The following is a 17,839-nucleotide window of genomic DNA, read 5'->3' on the forward strand; positions in this document are numbered from 1 at the left end:
AACCGTGTCGTGGCAGAGTCGGCGCATGGTCCATGAAGGTTCTCCGTTGCGGCTGGTGCCCGAGCCCGCGCCGGGGACGGTCGCGCCCCGGCCGCCGCGGACGCTCGGAGCTGTCGAACTGGTGCCCGGACGGGTCCGGGCGGCGGTGCTGACGATGTCCGGCGCGGTGCTGCGCCGGGCCGAGGCGTCGTACGACGCCGCCACGGCCCTGCCCGCCGACATCGACGCGGCGCTCGCGCTGGCCGCCGAGGTCTTCGCCGGGTACGAACCGGTCGGGGTCGGCGTGGCGGCGGCCGGGATCGTCGATCCCGGCGCCGGTCTGATCACCGAGGTCAACGACGTACCGGCGCTGCACGGCTATCCGGTGACCGCCCGGCTCGCGGCGCTGACCGGCGCCCCGGTACGGGTCGAGCACCGGGCCAGGCTCCAGGTGCTCGGCGACCGGTGGTTCGGCGCCGGGCGTGGCCGCCGTACGTTCGCGTCGGTGTCCACCGGTGAGGTGCTGGGCGTCGGCATCCTGTACGACGGCCAGGTGCTGGCCCCGGCCGGCGGGCGCAGCGGCGCCCATATGACGGTGTCGGCCAGCGGCGAGGCGTGCACCTGCGGCGGGCGCGGCTGCTGGAAGACGGTGGCCACCACGCGCTGGCTGCGCGAGCGCGCGCGGGCGGCCGGGCTCGGCGACGGCGCCACCCTCGCCGCGCTGGTGGAGCGCGACGACGAGGCGGCCCGCCGGACGGTCGAGGAGTACGCGGAGAACGTCGCCCTGGGGCTGATCAACGTCCAGCACTTGTTCGCGCCCGGGCTGTTCGTCCTGCACGGCGAGGCGCGCGAGGGCGGTGAACGGTTCCGGACGCTGATCGAGGAACGGCTGCGCTCCGACGTCGCCTCGGCCGGGGCCTCCGCGGGAGCCGAGCTGCCGCAGGTGCTGGTGAGCGGCGCGGCCGTGGACGATGTGGCGCTGCTGGGCGGCGCGGGGCTGGTGCTCTCCCACCTCTAGGCCCGGCCCCGTCGCCGCACCCGCCTCCGGACACACCACACGCCGCACCTCAGGTCCCGCTTCGGACCCCACCTCTAGACCGCCTCCGTACGGGGGCGGGACCGCGTACGGCGGGCGCGGCGCGGGTCGGGTACGGGCACGGCGTCCAGCAGCTGCCGGGTGTACGGGTGCTGCGGATCGCCGAAGACATCGGCCGCGGCGCCGACCTCCACCAGCTTGCCGTGCCGCATGACGGCGACCCGGTCGGCCACCTGCCGGACGACGGCGAGGTTGTGCGAGACGAAGACATAGGTGAGGCCGAGGCGCTGTTGCAGCTCCGCCAGGAGGTCGAGCACCTGCGCCTGCACGGAGACGTCGAGCGCGCTGGTGGGTTCGTCGAGCACCACGAGCCTCGGTTCGAGGGCGAGCGCGCGGGCGATCGACACGCGCTGGCGCTGGCCGCCGGAGAACTCGTGCGGGTAGCGGTCCTGGATCGTCGCGGGCAGGCCCACCGACTCCAGCAGCTCGCCCACGCGTTCGCGGGTACGTGCCCGGCCGCGTCTGCCGCGGGCGTCCGGATCGTGGGTGATCAGCGGTTCGGCGACGATGTCGGAGATCCGCATGCGCGGGTTCATGCTGGAGTACGGGTCCTGGAGGACGACCTGCATCTGGCGCCGTACGGACCGCAGTTGGGGCGGGGAGAGGGCGGCGAGATCCTGGCCGTCGAACCGGACGCTTCCGGCGGTCGGCTCCATCAGCCGGAGCAGCAGCCGGGTCAGGGTGGTCTTGCCGCAGCCCGACTCGCCCACCAGGGCGAGGGTTTCGCCCTCGGTCACGGTCAAGGACACGTCGTCGACCGCCACATGGACCGGCCTGCCGCCGAACTCCTTGCGCAGTCCGTCGAGTTCGAGCAGCATCATGCCGACTCCAATCGTGGGGTGGCGTCCAGCAGCCGCCGTGTGTAGTCCTCGGCGGGGTGGTCGAAGACGTCCATGACGTCCCCGCTCTCCACGACCCGGCCCGCGTTCATGACCACGACCCGGTCGGCCGTCTCCGCGACGACTCCGAGGTCGTGGGTGATCAGCACGACGGCCATGCCGTGCTGTTCCTGGAGTGCGACGAGCAGGTCGAGGATCTGCCGCTGCACGGTGACGTCGAGCGCGGTGGTCGGCTCGTCGGCGATGAGCACGCGCGGCCGTCCGACCAGCGCCGTCGCGATCATCACGCGCTGGCGCAGGCCGCCGGACATCTCGTGCGGATACTGCCGGTAGCGCCGCTCGGGGTCGGGGATGCCGACCTCGTCCAGCGCGGCGACGGCCGCCTCCTTGGCCTCGGCGCGGGAGACGCCCCTGTGGTGCCTGAGCACTTCGGCGACCTGGGCGCCGACCCGCTGGAGCGGGTCGAGGCTGGTCATCGGGTCCTGGAAGATCATGGCGATGTCGTGGCCGCGGACCGCGCGGAGTTCCTTCTCGCTCACGGCGAGCAGGTCGCGTCCCCCGAAGCGGATCTCGCCGCCCGCGTACACGCACGGCGGCTCGGGGTTGAGGCGGAGCACGGACAGCGCGGTGGCCGTCTTGCCGCTGCCCGACTCCCCCACCACGGCGAGGGTTTCGCCCGCGCCGACCTGGAGGCTGACGCCCTGGACGGCGTGCACGGTGGAGCTGTCGAGCCTGAAGTCGACGCTGAGATCGGTAATGTCGAGTACGGGTTCGGGGCGGGCGGGTGCGGCCCCGGCCCGTGTCGTGCGGTCGGTCGGCCTCGTAGGGTCGGTCGGCTTCGTGCGGTCGCTCGGCCTCGTAGGGTCGGTCGGCCTCGTGCGGTCGGTTGTCATCGGCGGTACGCCTTCGGGTCCGCGACGTCGCGCAGGGCGTCGCCGGTGATGTTGACGGCGAGCGAGGTGACCATCAGGGCGATGCCCGGGAACACCGCGACCCACCAGGAGGTGCCGAGGTAGAGCTGGCCGTCGGCGAGCATCGAGCCCCAGGTGACGGTCTCCTTGGGCACGCCGAGTCCGAGATAGCTCAGCGACGCCTCGGCGACGATGGCCGCCGCGATGTGCAGCGTGCCGATGGTGGCCAGCGGCGCCATCACGTTGGGCAGCAGGTGGCGGCGCATGATCGCGCCGTCGGTGACACCGATCGCGCGGGCCTCGGTGATGAAGTCGCGCGAGCGCAGCGACATCACCTCGGAGCGCACGACGCGGGCGTACGAGACCCAGCCGGTGAAGCCGAGCACGAGGATCACGTACCAGAGCCCGGAGCCGAGGAAACCGACGACGGCCAGGGCCAGCAGGATGGAGGGGAAGGCCAGTTGGACGTCGGCGAGCCGCATGAGCACGCGGTCGAGCCAGCCGCCGAAGTAGCCGGAGGCGAGTCCGACGGCGGTTCCGATCACTCCGGCGAGCAGCGCCGCGCCCGCGCCGACCAGCAGCGAGATCCGGGTGCCGTAGATGACGCGGGAGAGCATGTCGCGGCCGAGCTGGTCGGTGCCGAGCAGATGGGCGCCGCTGCCCCCGGACTGCCAGGCGGGCGGCTTCAGCCGGAGCAGCAGGTCCTGGGCGTTGGGGTCGTGCGGGGCGATCAGCGGTGCGAAGACCGCGAAGACCAGCATGACCGTGAGTACGGCGAGCGCGACGACGGCGAGCTTGTTGCGCAGCAGGGTCCGCAGGGCGGCGGCGCGCGGGCCGGGCCCCGCCGTCGTCGCCGGTGCGGCGACGGCCGGTGATGTGACGGTCATCGGGACGTCCTCACCCTCGGGTCGAGGAAGCTGTAGGAGAGGTCGACGAGCAGGTTCACCACGACGAAGGTGGCGGCGAAGAACAGCACGGTGGCCTGGACGAGCGGGAAGTCGCGGTGCGAGATGGCCTCGATCGTCAGCTGTCCGACGCCGGGCCAGGAGAAGACCTGTTCGGTGAGGATCGCGCCGCCCAGCAGGCTGCCGACCTCCAGGCCGACCACGGTCACCACCGGCAGCGACGCGTTGCGCAGGCCGTGGGTGAGCACCACCTTGACCGGGCCGAAGCCCTTGGCGCGGGCGGTGCGGATGTGGTCGGAGGACAGGACGTCGATCAGCGAGGAGCGCAGCAGCCGCGCGACGACGGCGACGGAGTACACGGCGAGGGTGACCGCGGGCAGCACGAGGTTGGCGAACGTGCCGTAGCCGGAGGCGGGCAGCGCGTGCAGTCCGACGGCGAAGACCAGGATCAGCAGGATGCCGACCCAGAACGGCGGGGTCGACTGGCCGAGCAGCACGCCGGTCATCACGGTGCGGTCGGAGGCCCGGCCGCGGCGCATCGCCGCGAAGATGCCCGCGGGGACCGCGACGACGAGCGTCACCACCAGTGCGGCGGCGGCCAGTTGGAGCGTGGCGGGCAGCCGGTCGGCGAGCACGGTGCGTACCGGCTCGTTGTAGAAGAGGGAGTTGCCGAAGTCCAGGCGCGGCAGCCCCCACAGGAAGTCGAGGTACTGGGTGAACAGCGGCCGGTCCAGGCCCAACGACCCGCGCAGTACGGCTTCTTGCTGGGCCGTCGCGTCGGGCGGCAGCAGCAGCTTGACGGGGTCGCCGGAGAGCCGGACGAGGAAGAACGAGACGGTCGCAGTGCAGAGCAGGACCAGCAGCGCGGTGCCGAGCCTGAGCAGGACGGTGCGCAGCAGCCGCAGTCCCGCGCGGTCGCGGGTGCGTTCCCGCGGCTCGCCGTCGGCGGCGGACGGCCGCCGCTGGAGGGAGATGTCGGTCATCGGGAGACCTCCGCGCTCGACATGTCGAGGACGCCTGCGGGGCCCGGCTTCCAACGCGGCCGTCGGTTGCGGGCGTAGATGTTGTCGAGCTGGTAGAGGAAGACGAACGGCGCTTCTTGCTGCATCAGCCGTTGCAGGTCGGCGAACGCCTTGGTGCGCTTGGCGGGATCGACGGAGAGTTCCTCGATGTCGACGAGGCGGTCCGCCTCCTTCGAGTGCCAGCGGCTCTGCCTGCGGTCGCTGCGGACGTTCGACTGGATCATGCTCTCGCCGTCCAGCGTCCAGATGGTGCTGGCGGCCAGGTACATCGGGCCGAGCGCCGAGTGGTTGGTGGAGGTGAGCCGGCTGGCGTACGTGCCGGGGTCGAGGAGGCTGACCTTGGCGCGTACACCGGCCTTGGAGAGGAGTCCGGACAGCGCCTCGGCGACGTTGGAGTCGTTGTTGGAGGCGGTGAGCGTGGTGCTGAAGCCGTGCGGGTATCCGGCGTCGGCGAGCAGCGCGCGGGCGGTCTCCACCGAGCGGGTGAACGGCTTGACCGAGGGGTCGAAGCCGAAGGCGCCGTGCGGGATCATCGCGGGCACCTCGCGCGCCTTGCCGCCGAGCACCGCCTTGATCAACAGGGGTACGTCGATGGCGTGGTTGAGGGCCTGGCGCACCCGCCGGTCGCTGAGCGGCCCCTTCTCCAGGGTGTTCAGGGACAGGTACGAGGTGCGGATGCCGGTGTAGGCGTCCAGGGTGACGCCGGGGTAGCCGTCGAGCTGCTGCGCGGCGTCGGGGGTGAGTCCGGCGACGAGGTCGACGCCGCCGCTCTGGAGGGCGGCGAGCGAGGACGAGGCGTTGGGCGCCGGGCGGAAGACCAGTTCGTCCACGTGCGGGCGGCCTGACCAGTGCTTCGGGTAGGCCCGCATGCGCAGTTCGTGGTCGCGCTGCCAACTGACGAACGTGAAGGGCCCGGTGCCGACGGGGTGGGCCGCGAAGCCCCGGTCGCCGACCTCCGCGAGGTAGCGCGGCGGCACCACGACGCCGCCGAACAGGGAGAGTTTGTCGGGCAGGATCGGGTCGTGCAGCGTGGTGTGGACGTCGATGGTGAGCGGGTCGACCACCGAGACGCTCTTCACGTACCGCAGTTCGACGATCGGTGACTTGGTCTTGGGGTCGAGCAGCCGCTCGATGGAGAACTTGACCGCCGCCGCGTCGCACACCTCGCCGTTGTGGAACGTCACGCCGGGGCGGAGCGTGAACCGCCAGGTGCGCTCGTCGCGCGCCGTCCACGTCAGCGCGAGCCGCGGGTGGAGGGTGTTGTCCTGCCCGCGGGTGGTGAGGGTGTCGAACATGTTGATCAGGGCGTTCATCGAGACCATGTCGCCCTGCTTCTGCGGGTCCATGGTCACCGGGTCCCCCGGCTGCGAGACCCGCAGGACGTTGCCCGCGCCGCTCGCCGGGTTGGCGCCGCATCCCGTCAGCAGCCCGGGCGCGGCGATGGCCGGCACGAGCAGGCCGCCGAGGCGCAGGACGTCGCGGCGGCGCGGACGGCTGCGGTCCACGGCCCGCCCTTGACGTATTCGTTCCATTGAACAACACATCCGTTCCGGCAGATGGAATGCGGTTGGGTTAAGCTAAGCGACATGTCGAAAGCGGTCAACACCCGAGCCAGCGAGCAAGAGCCCGCGAAGGGTCCCGTCGACAAGGCGATGGAGGTGCTCGAAGCGCTCGTACAGACCGGTGGCCCGCACCGGTTGGGCGATCTCGCACGACGCACAGGACTGACCAAACCGACCGTCCACCGCCATCTGAGAACGCTGGCCGAGTACGGCTTCGCCCAGCCCGCCGAGGGCGGCAGCTACCGCGCCGGACCCCGGCTGCTGGGGCTCGCCGCCGCCGCGCTGCACGACAGCCGCGACCTCGCGCTCGCCCGCCCGGTCCTGGCCGACCTGCGGCGGCGCACCGGACTGCTCGCGCAGTACGCCGTACGCCACGGCGACGAGGCCGTCCTGCTGGCGGAGTCCGAGCCCGCCAGCGAGTACCGGATGAGCGGGCGGCCGGGCGGCCGGGTCCCGCTGCACAGCAGCGGGGTGGGGCTCGCGATGCTCTCCGCGCTGCCGCCGCACGAGACGGCGGCGCTGCTGGACGCCGGACCGCTGGCCGCGCGCACCCCGCGCACCCTCACCGAGGCCGCGGAGCTGCGCGCGCTGCTGCGGGACGCGGCGAGCACCGGTTACGCCGTGGACGACGAGTACGACGAGCCGGACGTACGGTCGGTGGCCGCGCCGGTCCTCGACGGCGAGGGGCGGGTGGTGGGCGCGATCGGCGTGCGCGGCCTGACCTTCACGCTGGACGAGCGGAGTGCGGAGATGTTCGGTCCGATGGTGCGGGCGGCGGCGCGGACGGTGTCGGGGGGGCTGGGCGGTGTGGGCGGCCCGGGTCGCGTGGGCGGCTCGGGGCGCGTGGGCGGCTCGGGCGGTGTGTCGGGCAGGGGCCCGGTCGGCGCGGCGGGAGGCATCCTGGGCAGCGTGCCCGCGACGCCGTTTCTTGTGGTGGATACCGAGGCGGGTGAGCTGGCGTGAGCGGGGTCGGGGACGGGGCCGGGGGCGGGGGCGGGGCTGACGTCGAGGCCGGGGCTGACGCAGGAGTCGGGGACGGGGCCGGTGTCGGGAGCGCGCTCGGGGAGATCGTCGCCGCCGGGCGTACGCGCCGCGCGTACTCGGGCGCCGCCTGGTCCGTCGGTACGGCGGCGGGTCCGCTGGACCGCGGCTGGACCGGCACCCGCGCCTGGGACGGGCCCGCCCTCACCGGCGACGAATTGTGGGACCTGGCGTCGGTGACGAAACCCGTCGTCGGCCTCGCCGTGATGGCCCTGGTCGACCGCGGCGCGCTGGACCTCGCGGGCACCGTCGGACGGTATCTTCCGGCCTACCGGGGCGGCGACAAGGCGGACCTCACCGTACGGCAACTGCTCACGCACACCTCGGGGTTGCCGGGCCAGGTCCAGCTCTACCGCGAACACCCCACGCGCGAGGCCCTGTTGGAGGCGCTGCGCCTCCTGCCGCCGCGCTCCGCGCCCGACACCCGGGTCGAGTACTCCTCCCAGGGCTTCATCCTGCTCGGCCTCATCGCCGAGAGCGCGGCGGGCGAACCGCTGGACGCACTCGTGGACCAACTGGTCTGCGCGCCGCTCGGGTTGAAGGACACCGGCTTCAACCCGGACGAGGCGGGCCGCGCGCGGGCCGTCGCCACCGAGGACTGCCCCTGGCGCGGACGCGTGGTGGCGGGCGAGGTGCACGACGAGAACGCCGTGGTCATGGGCGGAGTCGGCGGCCACGCCGGGCTGTTCGCCCCTCTCGCGGACGTGGAACGGCTCGGCCGGTCGCTCGCGGGCGGCGCGCGCGAACTGCTGCGCCCCGAGACCTTCGCCGAGATGACGGCCCCCCACACCGACCACCTCGCCCTGCGCCGCGGCCTCGCCTGGCAGGGCCAGGACCCGGTCGGCTCCCCCGTAGGCCCCTCCCCCGGCCCCGACTCCTTCGGCCACACCGGCTTCACCGGCACCAGCCTCTGGATCGACCCCGCCACCGCCCGCTACGCCGTCCTCCTCACCAACCGCGTCCACCCCTCCCGCGCCGCCGACGGCATCACCGCCGTCCGCCACGCCTTCCACACGGCGGCGGCCACTGTGGAGTGACGGGCCGTCAACTCCCTGTACGGCAGGCGCGATACGGACGGCGGCGCGTTACGGACGGCCAACGGGTCCGGTCCCGGCGTCCTCTGGCGCCGCCGTCACGCGATGGCCCAAGGTGGCCCGCATGGACTGGTTGCCACTGCTCTCCACCCTGGCCGGCGCCGCGATCGGCATCGTCGCCACCCTCGTAGCCGACCGGAACCGCTGGAAGCGCGAGGACGACAAAGAAGCCCTCCGGCTGCGGCTGGACATCTACACGCAGTACACCAGCACCGTGAAAGTGCTCGGCGAGACCCTGCGGGCCCTGGCCGGACGGGACCACCCCTCCGACGACGCACGGGCGTTCGCGCTGCGCGAAGCCTTCAGGGAATCAGGCATCGCCACCGCCTCGGAACGCATGTGGCTCATCGCACCCGAACCCGTCGTCAAAGCCTCCAACAACGTCTTCCACTGCCTGCGCCGCATCTGCGACGGCTACGCCGACGGCACCGCCCTCGGCAGCACCGAAGACCGCGCCCGCTGGGAAGCACGCGGCAAAGCCGCCGCCGACATGCGCAAACTCATGCGCGAGGACCTCCGCGTCGGCCCCCTCACCGAACGCCACACGAGCACCCTCGACGCCGACACCCCCACCGCGTAGGACCCACACGTCTGTGGCCCAGGTCACACCGGGGCCGTGCAGCAGACGGGGCCGCTTCCACGTCAAGGAGGGGTGACAGGAAGGGAGGAGCGTGTGGATCTGGAACTGGCAACCGAGCGGATACCGCGTACGGAACTGAGCGGACCCGAGCCGGTGGAGAACGACTTCCACGCCTTCGTCGTCGCCCGGTCGGCCGTACTGTTCCACGGCGCGCTCGTCTTGACGGGAGACCGGCAGACGGCGGAGGACCTGGTCCAGGAGACTCTGGAACGGGCGTGCCGCAAGTGGCGCACCATCGCCGCCAAGGACTCCCCGGACGCGTACGTACGGCGGATCATGGTGAATCTGGCCAACGACAGATGGCGCAGATTCCGCCGTACGGTCCCGTATCAGGACGGCGTCGACAGGGCCGCTCCGGGGGACCAGTACGGACAGGTGGACACCCGGGATCAGTTGGTCCGCGCTCTTCAGGGTCTGCCGATGCGCATGCGGACGGTCGTGGTGCTGCGGTATTTCCACGACCTGTCGGACGCCCAGATCGCAGCCGATCTGGGGATCTCGCTGAGCACCGTACGGTCCCAGCTCACTCGCGGAATCGACAAGCTCAGAGGCCGGTTCCCCGCGCCCTCCGCCCCTTCGCCGCCGCAGCCCACGGAAGGAACACGATGACGTCACACGGTTCGCGGCCTTCCGGCTGCACGGGTTACACACCCTTCGAGCAGGAACTGGTGAACTCCATGAACGACTTCGTCAACGGCGCCGAGGCGCCGCACTTCGACACCGCGGCCATCGCGCGCGGGGCCCGTCGCAAGCGGGCCACGGCCATCGCCGGTATCGCCACCGCCCTCGTCGTGGCCGGCACCGGCACCGCCCTGGCCATCGGCACCTCCGGCGGCTCGCACGACTCGCGGCCCGCCGCCCACACGTCCGCCACGACCGACAAGAACCGCACCACCGTGCAGTACGGCGAGATCCCCATCCAACTGGCGGGCTTCACGCTCGACTTGGCCAGGCCCGTCCTGGTGGACAAGGCCCAGCTCAAGATCGGCCGGGTCATCAAGACGGCCTCCCCCGGCTGCAAGCCGGGCACCGTCATCGCCGTCTCCCCGCACGCCCCGACCGTCGTCCACAAGGGCGACACCGTCAATCTGACCCTCTGCGCAGGATGATCTGACAGATCATCACAGGGGTGGTGGCCCCGCCGATACCGGGGCCACCACCCCTGCCCCATGCTACGGAGCGACCGGCTCGGGCCGGGGCGCCGGGAACTATGAGTTGCCCGTGGGACGTCGGAGTGGGCAGGGGCGTCTTTCGAGGGCTGCGGGCCGTTGGAAGGATGGGGGCGTTCGCCGAGGCTGACGACGGGGGTGCTGGCGGGGTGACGGGGCGTCCGACGGATTGGGATGTGCTGGATCTGGACCGGGATCCGGTGCCGGGTGATCCGTTCGAGGTGAAGGAACTCGCGCGGAAGCTGGGGGATTTCGCCGATGATGTCGCCTCGGCGCTGCGGTCGGTGCGGGGTCTGAGCGGTGACACCGTCGTCCAGGAGTGGGCGGGGCTGTCGGGGGACGCGTACCGGCAGCAGTTCGGGGATCTTCCCGGTGAGCTGGACAAGCTGGAGCGGTCCTACCGTCTGGCGTCGGGTGCTCTGGATGATTACTGGCCGAAGCTGGAGACCGCGCAGGGTGACGCGGACCGGGCGCTGGCGCAGGGGCGCACCGCCCGCCAGGAGCTGGACACCGCCAAGTCGCAGCTCACGAACGCTGATGCGTGGGTGAAGCGCGCCCAGGACAAGTCCAGGCAGTATCAGGAGGACCCGAAGCCGGACGTGCCGCCGCCGTCGGCGGAGGAGGTGCGTGCGGCGGCCCGTAATGCCACGGACGCTAACAGCGCCCACACCACCGCCTCCACCGCCGTCCACAGCGCGCAGGCGAAGCTGGACGCGGCCAAGCAGCTCGCGGCCGACGCGGCCCAGCTCAGGGACGACGCCGCCTCCACCGCCCAGCACGCGCTGCATGAGGCGTCGGATGCGGGGATCAGGAACAAGCACTGGTGGGAGAAGGCGGTCGACTGGGTCGCGGACCACTGGGACGACATCATCGCGGTCTGCAAGGTCATCGTCGCGGTCCTGGGCATCGTCGTCCTGATCATCGGCGGCCCCCTGGCGTGGCTGGTCCTGGCCGCCGCCGTCCTGGTCCTGGCCGACACCGTCGTGAAGTACCTACAAGGCAAAGCCAGTTTGTGGGACGTCCTGTTCGCGGCGCTGGACTGCATCCCGATGTTCAAGGGCCTCACCACCGCCGGCGGCCTGTTGAAGATGGCCCGCGAACTCCCCGCCCTCCTCAAATCCGGCAAGGCCCTGGAGAACATCGCCAACAGCGTCCGCAAGGGCGCGGGAGCGATACGGGACGCCGGCCGCACCATCAAGGGCCTGTTCACCTCGGGCGACCCCATCGACATGGCCACCGGTGAGATGGTCATGTCCGCCACCGACGTGCATCTGCCCGGCATCCTCCCGCTGTTGCTGGAGCGCGCCCATCGCACCGGGTTCCGCGGCGGCCGGTGGTTCGGGCCGACCTGGGCGTCCACGCTGGACCAGCGGCTGGTCCTGGACGACCAGGGCGTGCGGTTCACCACCGCCGACGGCATGGTCCTGCACTACCCGGTACCTGAGCCAGGCCACCCACTGCTCCCCGTCGAGGGCCCGCGCTGGCCCCTGACCTGGGACGGCACCCCCGGCAGCACCATGACCGTCGCCCAGCCCGACACCGGTCGAACCCTGCGCTTCCGGGCGCAGCCGCGCGGGGGGCTGGCCCTGGCGGAGATCACCGACCGCAACGCCAACAGGATCGTGATCACATACGACGACCTCGGCGCCCCCGTCGACGTCACCCACAGCGGCGGCTACCGCGTCGCCGTCAGCACCGCGGACGGCCGGATCACCGCCCTCCACCTGGCTTCCGCCGATGACCGGCCCGCCCTGTGCGCGTTCGGCTACACCGACGGCCACCTCACCGCCGTCACCGACTCCTCCGGCGTACCCCTGACCTTCGGCTACGACGACCGGGGCCGCATCACCCGCTGGCAGGACCGCAACGACACCTGGTACACGTACGCCTACGACGACCAGGGCCGCTGCGTCCGCACCGGGGGAACCGACGGCGTCCTCGCCTACAGCTATGTCTACGACAGCGCGCCGGGGACGACGGTGGCCACCGATTCGGTCGGCGCCACGACGACCTACGAGTTCAACGTCGCTCGCCAACTGATCCGGCAGACCGATCACTTCGGGCACAGCACGACATCGGCGTGGGACCGCTACGACCGGCTGCTGAGCCGTACGGATCCGCTGGGACGCACGACGCGCTACACGTACGACGGCCTGGGCCACTGCACCGGCATCACCTATCCGGACGGCGCCGTCGCACGGATCGAGTACGACGACCTCGGATTTCCCGTACGGGCCGTCGATCCGGACGGGGCGCGGGTCGGCCAGCGGTTCGACGCGCACGGGAATCTGCTGGACACCACGGACGCGGCCGGTGCGACGACCGCGTACACGTACGACGACCGCGGCGCGCTCACGTCGGTCACCGACGCTCTCGGCGCGACCCGGCGCATACGGACCGACGCGGCCGGGCTGCCCGTGGCGGTCGTGGACCCCGACGGCGGGGAATCCGCGTACGTCCGTGACGCCTTCGGCCGTGTCGCGGAGGTCACCGATCACACGGGACAGTCCGTCAGGACCGGCTGGTCGTCCGAGGGCCTGCCGCTGTGGCGGAGGCGGCCGGACGGTTCGGCCGAGGAGTGGGAGTACGACGCCGAGGGCGACCTTGTCGCCTACCGCGATCCGGCGGGCGGTGTGCACCGCTTCACGATGACGCACTTCGGTCTCCCGGCCGAGCGGACCGCACCCGACGGATCACGTCTGCGCTACACCTACGACACCGAGCTGCGACTGACCGAGGTGCGCAACGACGACGGCCTGACCTGGTCGTACACCTACGACGCCGTGGGCAACCTGGTCAGTGAGACCGACTTCAACGGGCGTACGCGCACGCACCGTTACGACGCCGCGCGGCAGCTCATCGGCAGTGTCGACGCCCACGGGGGGACGACCGGCTACGAGCGGGACTCGGGCGGACGAGTGACCAGGATGGTCACGCCCGACGGCGACGCGGTCTTCGCCTACTCGGCCACCGGTCGCATGCTGCGCGCCGAAAACGCCTCCGCCGTCGTGGAGTTCACTTACGACGAGGGCGGTCGGCTCGTCGCCGAGAGCTGCGACGGGCTGGTCATGACCAGCTGCTACGACGCGATGGGACGCCGGATCGGCCGCCGGACTCCCTCGGGCGTCGAGAGTGCGTGGACCTACGACGAGGGCAACCGACCGGTGGGCCTGCGGATGGGTGACCAGTCGCTCCAGTTCACCTACGACCGCGACGGCCGGGAGACCGAGCGGCGGTTGGGGCAGGCGGCCCGGCTGCGGCAGAGCTGGGACCCGGTCGGCCGCCTGACGGTCCAGTCCCTTGTGGACGAGGCGAGCGGGCGCCCGGTCCAGGAGCGCAGGTACCGCTACCGGCCCGACGGATATCCGACGGAGATCGCCGAACTCGTCGGCGGCACGCACCGGTTCACGCTCGATGCCGCCGGGCGGATCACTGACGTCGACACCGGTGATCCCCGCGGTGCCGGGCCGGACGACCGGCGTCCGCCGCTTCCTGAGGTGTCGGGATCGCGGGTGCTGCGTTCCGGCCGCGTCCGCTACACGTACGACGAGCGGGGCCGCGTCGCCGTCAAGACCCGGATGCTGCTGTCCGGCGGTCGGCTGCGCTGGACCTTCGGGTGGGACGCGGAGGACCGGCTCCGGTCGGTCACCAACCCGGACGGCAGTGTCGCCGCGTACGCCTACGACGCGCTGGGACGCCGTACGTCCAAGAAGCTGGTGACGGCGGACGGCAGTGCGGCCGGGGAAGTCCGGTTCGCCTGGGACGGAGAGGTCCTCGCGGAGCAGGTGCGCGTCCCGGCCGCGGCGGCGGACACCGTGGTCACCGCGGCCCAGGAAGCGGTCACCACCTGGGAGTGCCTGCTGGGAGAGGGCCCGCGCGCGGTCGCGCAGGTGCACAGCAGGCGTACGGCCGAGGCGGTGGCGGACCTGCCGCAGGAAGAGATCGACCGCCGGTTCCTCGCCGTCATCACGGACCTGGCCGGTGCTCCCACCGAACTCGTCGGTCCTGAAGGCACCGTCGCCTGGCGGCGACGCGGTCATCCGTGGCTGCCGGAGACCACGCGGACGGCGGAAGAGGAAACCGCGGCTGCCGCGTCGGAGACGGCCGCCGGGGACCCGGTCGACTGCCCGCTGCGCAGTCCGGGCCGCTACCACGACCCCGAAACCGGCCTCGACTACAACTACCACCGCTACTTCGACCCCGAGACCGGACGCTATCTGAGCCCCGATCCGCTCGGTCTGGCTCCGGGGCCCGACGACTACGCCGATGTCATCAACCCCACGGTGCTGGCCGATCCGCTCGGCCTCTCACCCTGTTCCTCGTTGATCAACGTGTTCCGGGGCCCGTCGCAGGGCCTTCCCGGCGGCCAACTCGGTGCGCCCATCAGCATCCGGCAGTTGCGCATGGCGCTGGGCAAGGCGGACATGTCCGTGAGCCACTACGACATCGTGCACGTTCCCGAGATCCACACGCCGACCGGACTCGGTTTCGGCAACAGCCCGCACCTGGTGTCCGGCACGCCTCAACTCGGGCCCCGGGGGCTGCCGTTGATCCAGATCTCCGACCTGGGTCTGCGCAGCATGGACGAGGGCGTCGCCACCGTCTTCCACGAGATCTACCACCATCAGCAGTTCCGGCTGTCGCTCAATTCGAAGCCGCTGTGGGGCGAGACCGTCGCGCCCAGTCATATCTGGGGCGGCACGGAGGACGCGGCGGAGGAATACGGCCAACGTATGCTGTCGCTGTTCAAGTCCAGGACAGGCTGACGAGGGGCGAGCGGTGCGGGAATTCGATGCGGAGCAGGTCCAGCAGCTACTGGCCGGCCCGAGATTCGTCGATGAACCCGGTGAGCGCGCCTGCCCGGCATGCGGAGCCGTCGCGGTGCGGACGTACGTCTACCGGCGGGTGGGACCCCACCGCACCGTACGCATCACCTACATGTGGTGCGCGTCCTGTCGGCGCCACAAGGGATGGACGGGCCCCGACGCCGGGCCGAGCTTCGATGACCCGCTCCTCCAACTCCCCGAAGCGGCGCGCGACATCCTCCTGAAGGACTTGGAATCGCTCTTCGCCAAGCTCGACGCCCTCTGGGATGCCGGAGACCTGCCCCAGCACTTCGGCGACTGACCGCTCGCGGAACACGGGGCCGGGCGTTGGAGAGGCCGATCCACGGGGGCGACCGGCGTCGGCCGGTGCCGGGCGGCGGGCCCGTCCCGCCGCGTTGGTCCGCGCTGACCGAGCGTGTCGCGCGGTCGGCCGGGTGGTATCCGGGACGCGCGGTGCCGGTCGGGCGGATTGGCGGAGGTGCTGCGCCCGCCTACCCCGTCCGGCGGACCGCGTGACCGCCGGGAAACGGCTCGGCAAACCTCCCGAATCGGTCGGCCGGGCACAGACCGGGGGCTTGCGGCAGTACGCACCGGCTTGTGCGGCGTACGGGACCTCGTGTGCATCAAGCGGGGCGGCGCGCGCCGATGTGCGCAGGGGCGGGGGGCGGGGAGGGTGACCGCAGACGCGCAACGCGTCGGCACGGCGGGCCTGTTGACGAGCGATCGGACGGCGCACCGGCGTGCCCGTACGAAGGAGATTGTCGATGAGAGGCTTCGGCCTGGCAGATACCGGTATCGACGGAAGACGGCGCGGCGAAGGGAGCGGCGGGGCCAGTGGCCGGGCGGACCGGCGGTGGCGCAGGCGGGTGGCCACGGCGCTGTTAGGGGTGACCGTGCTGGCCACGGGATCGCTGGTCGCGGGCGGCCCGGCGCAGGCGAACACGCCCGGTCAGCCCGGTACGCCGAGCGCGCCGACGAGCGTGTTCACGGAGGACTTCGAGAACGGTCAGGGCCCGGCGGTGACGACGCTGCCGGACTACACGGGCGCGGCGCCGCTGGCGGAGACGTACACCGCCGATCCGGCGTGGCTGACCTCCTGCAACGGTCTGCTCGTCTCGCAGCAGGGCCCCGCGAGTCCCCCGCCGGGCGTCAACTGCGGCGGCTTCTGGAACGCGAACAAGCAGATGGCCGTCGCGCTGGGCACGTGGGCGGGCGGCAACGCGTCCACCAACCACTCGCTCACCGCCTACACCTCGGGCGATCCGGGCGCCGGGCGCACCGAGTTGGAGACCGTACGGCCGATCCCGCTGAGCGCGAACCACCGGTTCCTGACCTTCTCGGTGGACGCGGCGGCCCAGAACTGCTTCGCCAGCCACCCCCTGCTCGCCTTCTACCTGCTCGACGGCGGCACCGCGCGCGCCGCGTTCACCTCCCCCATCGACCCGTGCCAGAACCCCGGTTCGGTGATCGGCGGCACCTCGGTGGGTACGTACGCCAGCAACGGCTCGGTGCTGTTCAGCGGCGACTCGGCCGGTATCCGGCTGGTCAACGAGCAGGCCAGCGGCAACGGCAACGACGGCGCGATCGACAACGTCCGTCTGCTGGACGCCACTCCGCAGCTCGACCAGGGCTTCGCACCGGCGCACCTGCCCGTGGGCGCGCCCACCACCCTGACCTTCACCGTCACCAACACCAGTGAGCTGGCCGCCAAGAACGGCTGGTCCTTCGGCGCCCAACTCCCGGACGGGCTGCGGCTGGACGGCAGCAGCGCGACCACCGACTGCGGTACGGGAACGGCCACCGCGAACGCGGCGGACGGCACGGTGACCGTGAGCGGTGACCTCGCCGCCGGTCAGCAGTCCTGCACCGCGACCGTCAAGCTCACCTCCAACGACGGTGGCACGTACCAGATCTGCGGCTCGTCGATCACCGCCCCGGTCGGCGTCGACCTGCCGGGCTGCGCCTCGGTGACCTTCACCGCGCCCGTCTTCGACGCCCGCGCGCACGGCGTACGGCTCACCTCGCCGCTGCTCGACATCGGCCCGCTGGCGCCGTCCGCCCACTCCTGCACGCCGCTGCCCGGCAGCGACAGCCACTCCGTGGTGAGCGCCGGGCTCGGCACCGTCGGCAACCTCGGTGTCCTGACCACCGACGCCTCGGGGACCGTCGACACCGACGGGACCCGTACGGCCGCGGCCCACGCCCAGACCACCGGCGTCAATCTCCTCGGCGGCCTGATCACCGCCGACCTCGTCGGCACCTCGGCCCGGGCACGGCAGTCCCTCACCGACACCGGGCCGGGACCGGTCTCCTCGACCGGCTCGACCGTCCTGACCAACCTCCGCGTCGCCGGTGTCACCGTCGCCGCCAACGCCGCGCCCAACACCACCATCGCCCTGCCGCTCGTCGGCTCCCTCGTCATCAATCAGCAGACGACCGTCGCCGGAGGCAAGGGCATCACCGTCACCGCCCTCTCCCTGACCCTCCTCACCGGCGTCCACGTCACGATCGCCCAGAGCACCGCCGCCCTCCTCACCTCCACCGACCCCTGCCCCGCCACCTGACCCAACCCAACCCAACCCGACCCGACCCACCCGCCCTGCCCGGGGCCGCGCGGACACCCCCGGGCAGGGCGGCTCCACGCCGAGAGAAGGCCCCCGGACCGGACCCGGTCAGCCGACAGCGGCCCGACGCCGGGCGATGAGTTCGGGGGGTGGTGGGGGTCTACCTCTTGGACGGGGAAAAGACACCGATC

General features: G+C 72.0%; 14 protein-coding genes. 9 read left to right on the plus strand and 5 right to left on the minus strand.

From position 1 onward, the window contains the following. The first annotated feature begins 25 nt into the window (after positions 1 to 25). A complete protein-coding gene (locus tag ACIOC1_RS01200; RefSeq protein WP_355335832.1) occupies positions 26 to 997 on the plus strand; it encodes an ROK family protein in 972 nt (323 codons plus the stop codon). Between the two features lie 74 nt (positions 998 to 1,071). Here the strand turns inward: ACIOC1_RS01200 and ACIOC1_RS01205 are convergent, their stop codons facing one another. Genes ACIOC1_RS01205 through ACIOC1_RS01225 form a run of 5 tightly spaced genes read right to left on the minus strand, consistent with a single transcriptional unit; the run spans position 1,072 to position 6,284 of the window. After that, positions 1,072 to 1,896 carry an ATP-binding cassette domain-containing protein gene (locus ACIOC1_RS01205; RefSeq protein ID WP_401850985.1) on the minus strand — a complete coding sequence of 275 codons (825 nt, stop codon included), beginning with the start codon at positions 1,894 to 1,896 and terminating at the stop codon, positions 1,072 to 1,074. Then, the gene (locus ACIOC1_RS01210; protein WP_401850987.1) at positions 1,893 to 2,807 is read right to left on the minus strand and encodes an ATP-binding cassette domain-containing protein; all 915 of its coding nucleotides are present in this window, start codon (positions 2,805 to 2,807) and stop codon (positions 1,893 to 1,895) included. The genes ACIOC1_RS01205 and ACIOC1_RS01210 overlap by 4 nt, the downstream gene beginning before the upstream one ends. Beyond that, on the minus strand, positions 2,804 to 3,712 hold the full coding sequence (locus ACIOC1_RS01215; protein ID WP_391126532.1) for an ABC transporter permease subunit: 909 nt from the start codon (positions 3,710 to 3,712) through the stop codon (positions 2,804 to 2,806). Before ACIOC1_RS01215 ends, ACIOC1_RS01210 begins: the two co-directional genes overlap by 4 nt. Further along, positions 3,709 to 4,713, minus strand: a complete 1,005-nt coding sequence (locus tag ACIOC1_RS01220) for an ABC transporter permease (protein ID WP_355335820.1) — start codon at positions 4,711 to 4,713, stop codon at positions 3,709 to 3,711. The genes ACIOC1_RS01215 and ACIOC1_RS01220 overlap by 4 nt, the downstream gene beginning before the upstream one ends. Then, positions 4,710 to 6,284: an ABC transporter substrate-binding protein gene (locus ACIOC1_RS01225; RefSeq protein ID WP_401850989.1), complete on the minus strand. Its 1,575-nt coding sequence runs from the start codon at positions 6,282 to 6,284 to the stop codon at positions 4,710 to 4,712. The genes ACIOC1_RS01220 and ACIOC1_RS01225 overlap by 4 nt, the downstream gene beginning before the upstream one ends. A 54-nt stretch (positions 6,285 to 6,338) precedes the next feature. Here ACIOC1_RS01225 and ACIOC1_RS01230 point away from each other — a divergent pair, with 54 nt between their 5' ends. The 8 genes from ACIOC1_RS01230 to ACIOC1_RS01265 all read left to right on the plus strand — a co-directional run bounded on the left by ACIOC1_RS01230 (position 6,339) and on the right by ACIOC1_RS01265 (position 17,648). After that, positions 6,339 to 7,277 carry an IclR family transcriptional regulator C-terminal domain-containing protein gene (locus tag ACIOC1_RS01230; RefSeq protein ID WP_391159150.1) on the plus strand — a complete coding sequence of 313 codons (939 nt, stop codon included), beginning with the start codon at positions 6,339 to 6,341 and terminating at the stop codon, positions 7,275 to 7,277. 104 nt (positions 7,278 to 7,381) lie between these two features. Further along, positions 7,382 to 8,392, plus strand: coding sequence for a serine hydrolase domain-containing protein (locus tag ACIOC1_RS01235; RefSeq protein ID WP_401851947.1), 1,011 nt, complete (start codon positions 7,382 to 7,384; stop codon positions 8,390 to 8,392). A 121-nt stretch (positions 8,393 to 8,513) separates the two neighbouring features. Continuing rightward, positions 8,514 to 9,029 (plus strand): hypothetical protein, encoded by a 516-nt coding sequence (locus ACIOC1_RS01240; RefSeq protein ID WP_401850992.1) that lies wholly within the window; start codon positions 8,514 to 8,516, stop codon positions 9,027 to 9,029. Positions 9,030 to 9,128: 99 nt separating this feature from the next. Continuing rightward, positions 9,129 to 9,698 (plus strand): SigE family RNA polymerase sigma factor, encoded by a 570-nt coding sequence (locus ACIOC1_RS01245; protein WP_355336418.1) that lies wholly within the window; start codon positions 9,129 to 9,131, stop codon positions 9,696 to 9,698. Next, positions 9,695 to 10,198 carry a PASTA domain-containing protein gene (locus ACIOC1_RS01250; protein ID WP_401850995.1) on the plus strand — a complete coding sequence of 168 codons (504 nt, stop codon included), beginning with the start codon at positions 9,695 to 9,697 and terminating at the stop codon, positions 10,196 to 10,198. Before ACIOC1_RS01245 ends, ACIOC1_RS01250 begins: the two co-directional genes overlap by 4 nt. A gap of 236 nt (positions 10,199 to 10,434) precedes the next feature. Next, on the plus strand, positions 10,435 to 15,024 hold the full coding sequence (locus ACIOC1_RS01255) for a DUF6531 domain-containing protein (RefSeq protein WP_401850997.1): 4,590 nt from the start codon (positions 10,435 to 10,437) through the stop codon (positions 15,022 to 15,024). Positions 15,025 to 15,037: 13 nt separating this feature from the next. Beyond that, entirely contained in the window at positions 15,038 to 15,385 is a 348-nt protein-coding gene (locus tag ACIOC1_RS01260) for a hypothetical protein (protein ID WP_355336448.1), read from the plus strand. A 592-nt stretch (positions 15,386 to 15,977) separates the two neighbouring features. Then, the gene (locus ACIOC1_RS01265; RefSeq protein ID WP_401851000.1) at positions 15,978 to 17,648 is read left to right on the plus strand and encodes a choice-of-anchor P family protein; all 1,671 of its coding nucleotides are present in this window, start codon (positions 15,978 to 15,980) and stop codon (positions 17,646 to 17,648) included. Positions 17,649 to 17,839: the final 191 nt, after the last annotated feature.

It is taken from the genome of Streptomyces sp. NPDC088197, assembly GCF_044741185.1.
Classification (GTDB): domain Bacteria; phylum Actinomycetota; class Actinomycetes; order Streptomycetales; family Streptomycetaceae; genus Actinacidiphila.

Bases quoted from the DNA above. Each gene is read 5' to 3' on its own strand.
- ACIOC1_RS01200 (WP_355335832.1), top strand. From the start codon at position 26: ATGGTCCATGAAGGTTCTCCGTTGCGGCTGGTGCCCGAGCCCGCGCCG.
- ACIOC1_RS01205 (WP_401850985.1), bottom strand. From the start codon at position 1,896: ATGATGCTGCTCGAACTCGACGGACTGCGCAAGGAGTTCGGCGGCAGG.
- ACIOC1_RS01210 (WP_401850987.1), bottom strand. From the start codon at position 2,807: ATGACAACCGACCGCACGAGGCCGACCGACCCTACGAGGCCGAGCGAC.
- ACIOC1_RS01215 (WP_391126532.1), bottom strand. From the start codon at position 3,712: ATGACCGTCACATCACCGGCCGTCGCCGCACCGGCGACGACGGCGGGG.
- ACIOC1_RS01220 (WP_355335820.1), bottom strand. From the start codon at position 4,713: ATGACCGACATCTCCCTCCAGCGGCGGCCGTCCGCCGCCGACGGCGAG.
- ACIOC1_RS01225 (WP_401850989.1), bottom strand. From the start codon at position 6,284: ATGGAACGAATACGTCAAGGGCGGGCCGTGGACCGCAGCCGTCCGCGC.
- ACIOC1_RS01230 (WP_391159150.1), top strand. From the start codon at position 6,339: ATGTCGAAAGCGGTCAACACCCGAGCCAGCGAGCAAGAGCCCGCGAAG.
- ACIOC1_RS01240 (WP_401850992.1), top strand. From the start codon at position 8,514: ATGGACTGGTTGCCACTGCTCTCCACCCTGGCCGGCGCCGCGATCGGC.
- ACIOC1_RS01250 (WP_401850995.1), top strand. From the start codon at position 9,695: ATGACGTCACACGGTTCGCGGCCTTCCGGCTGCACGGGTTACACACCC.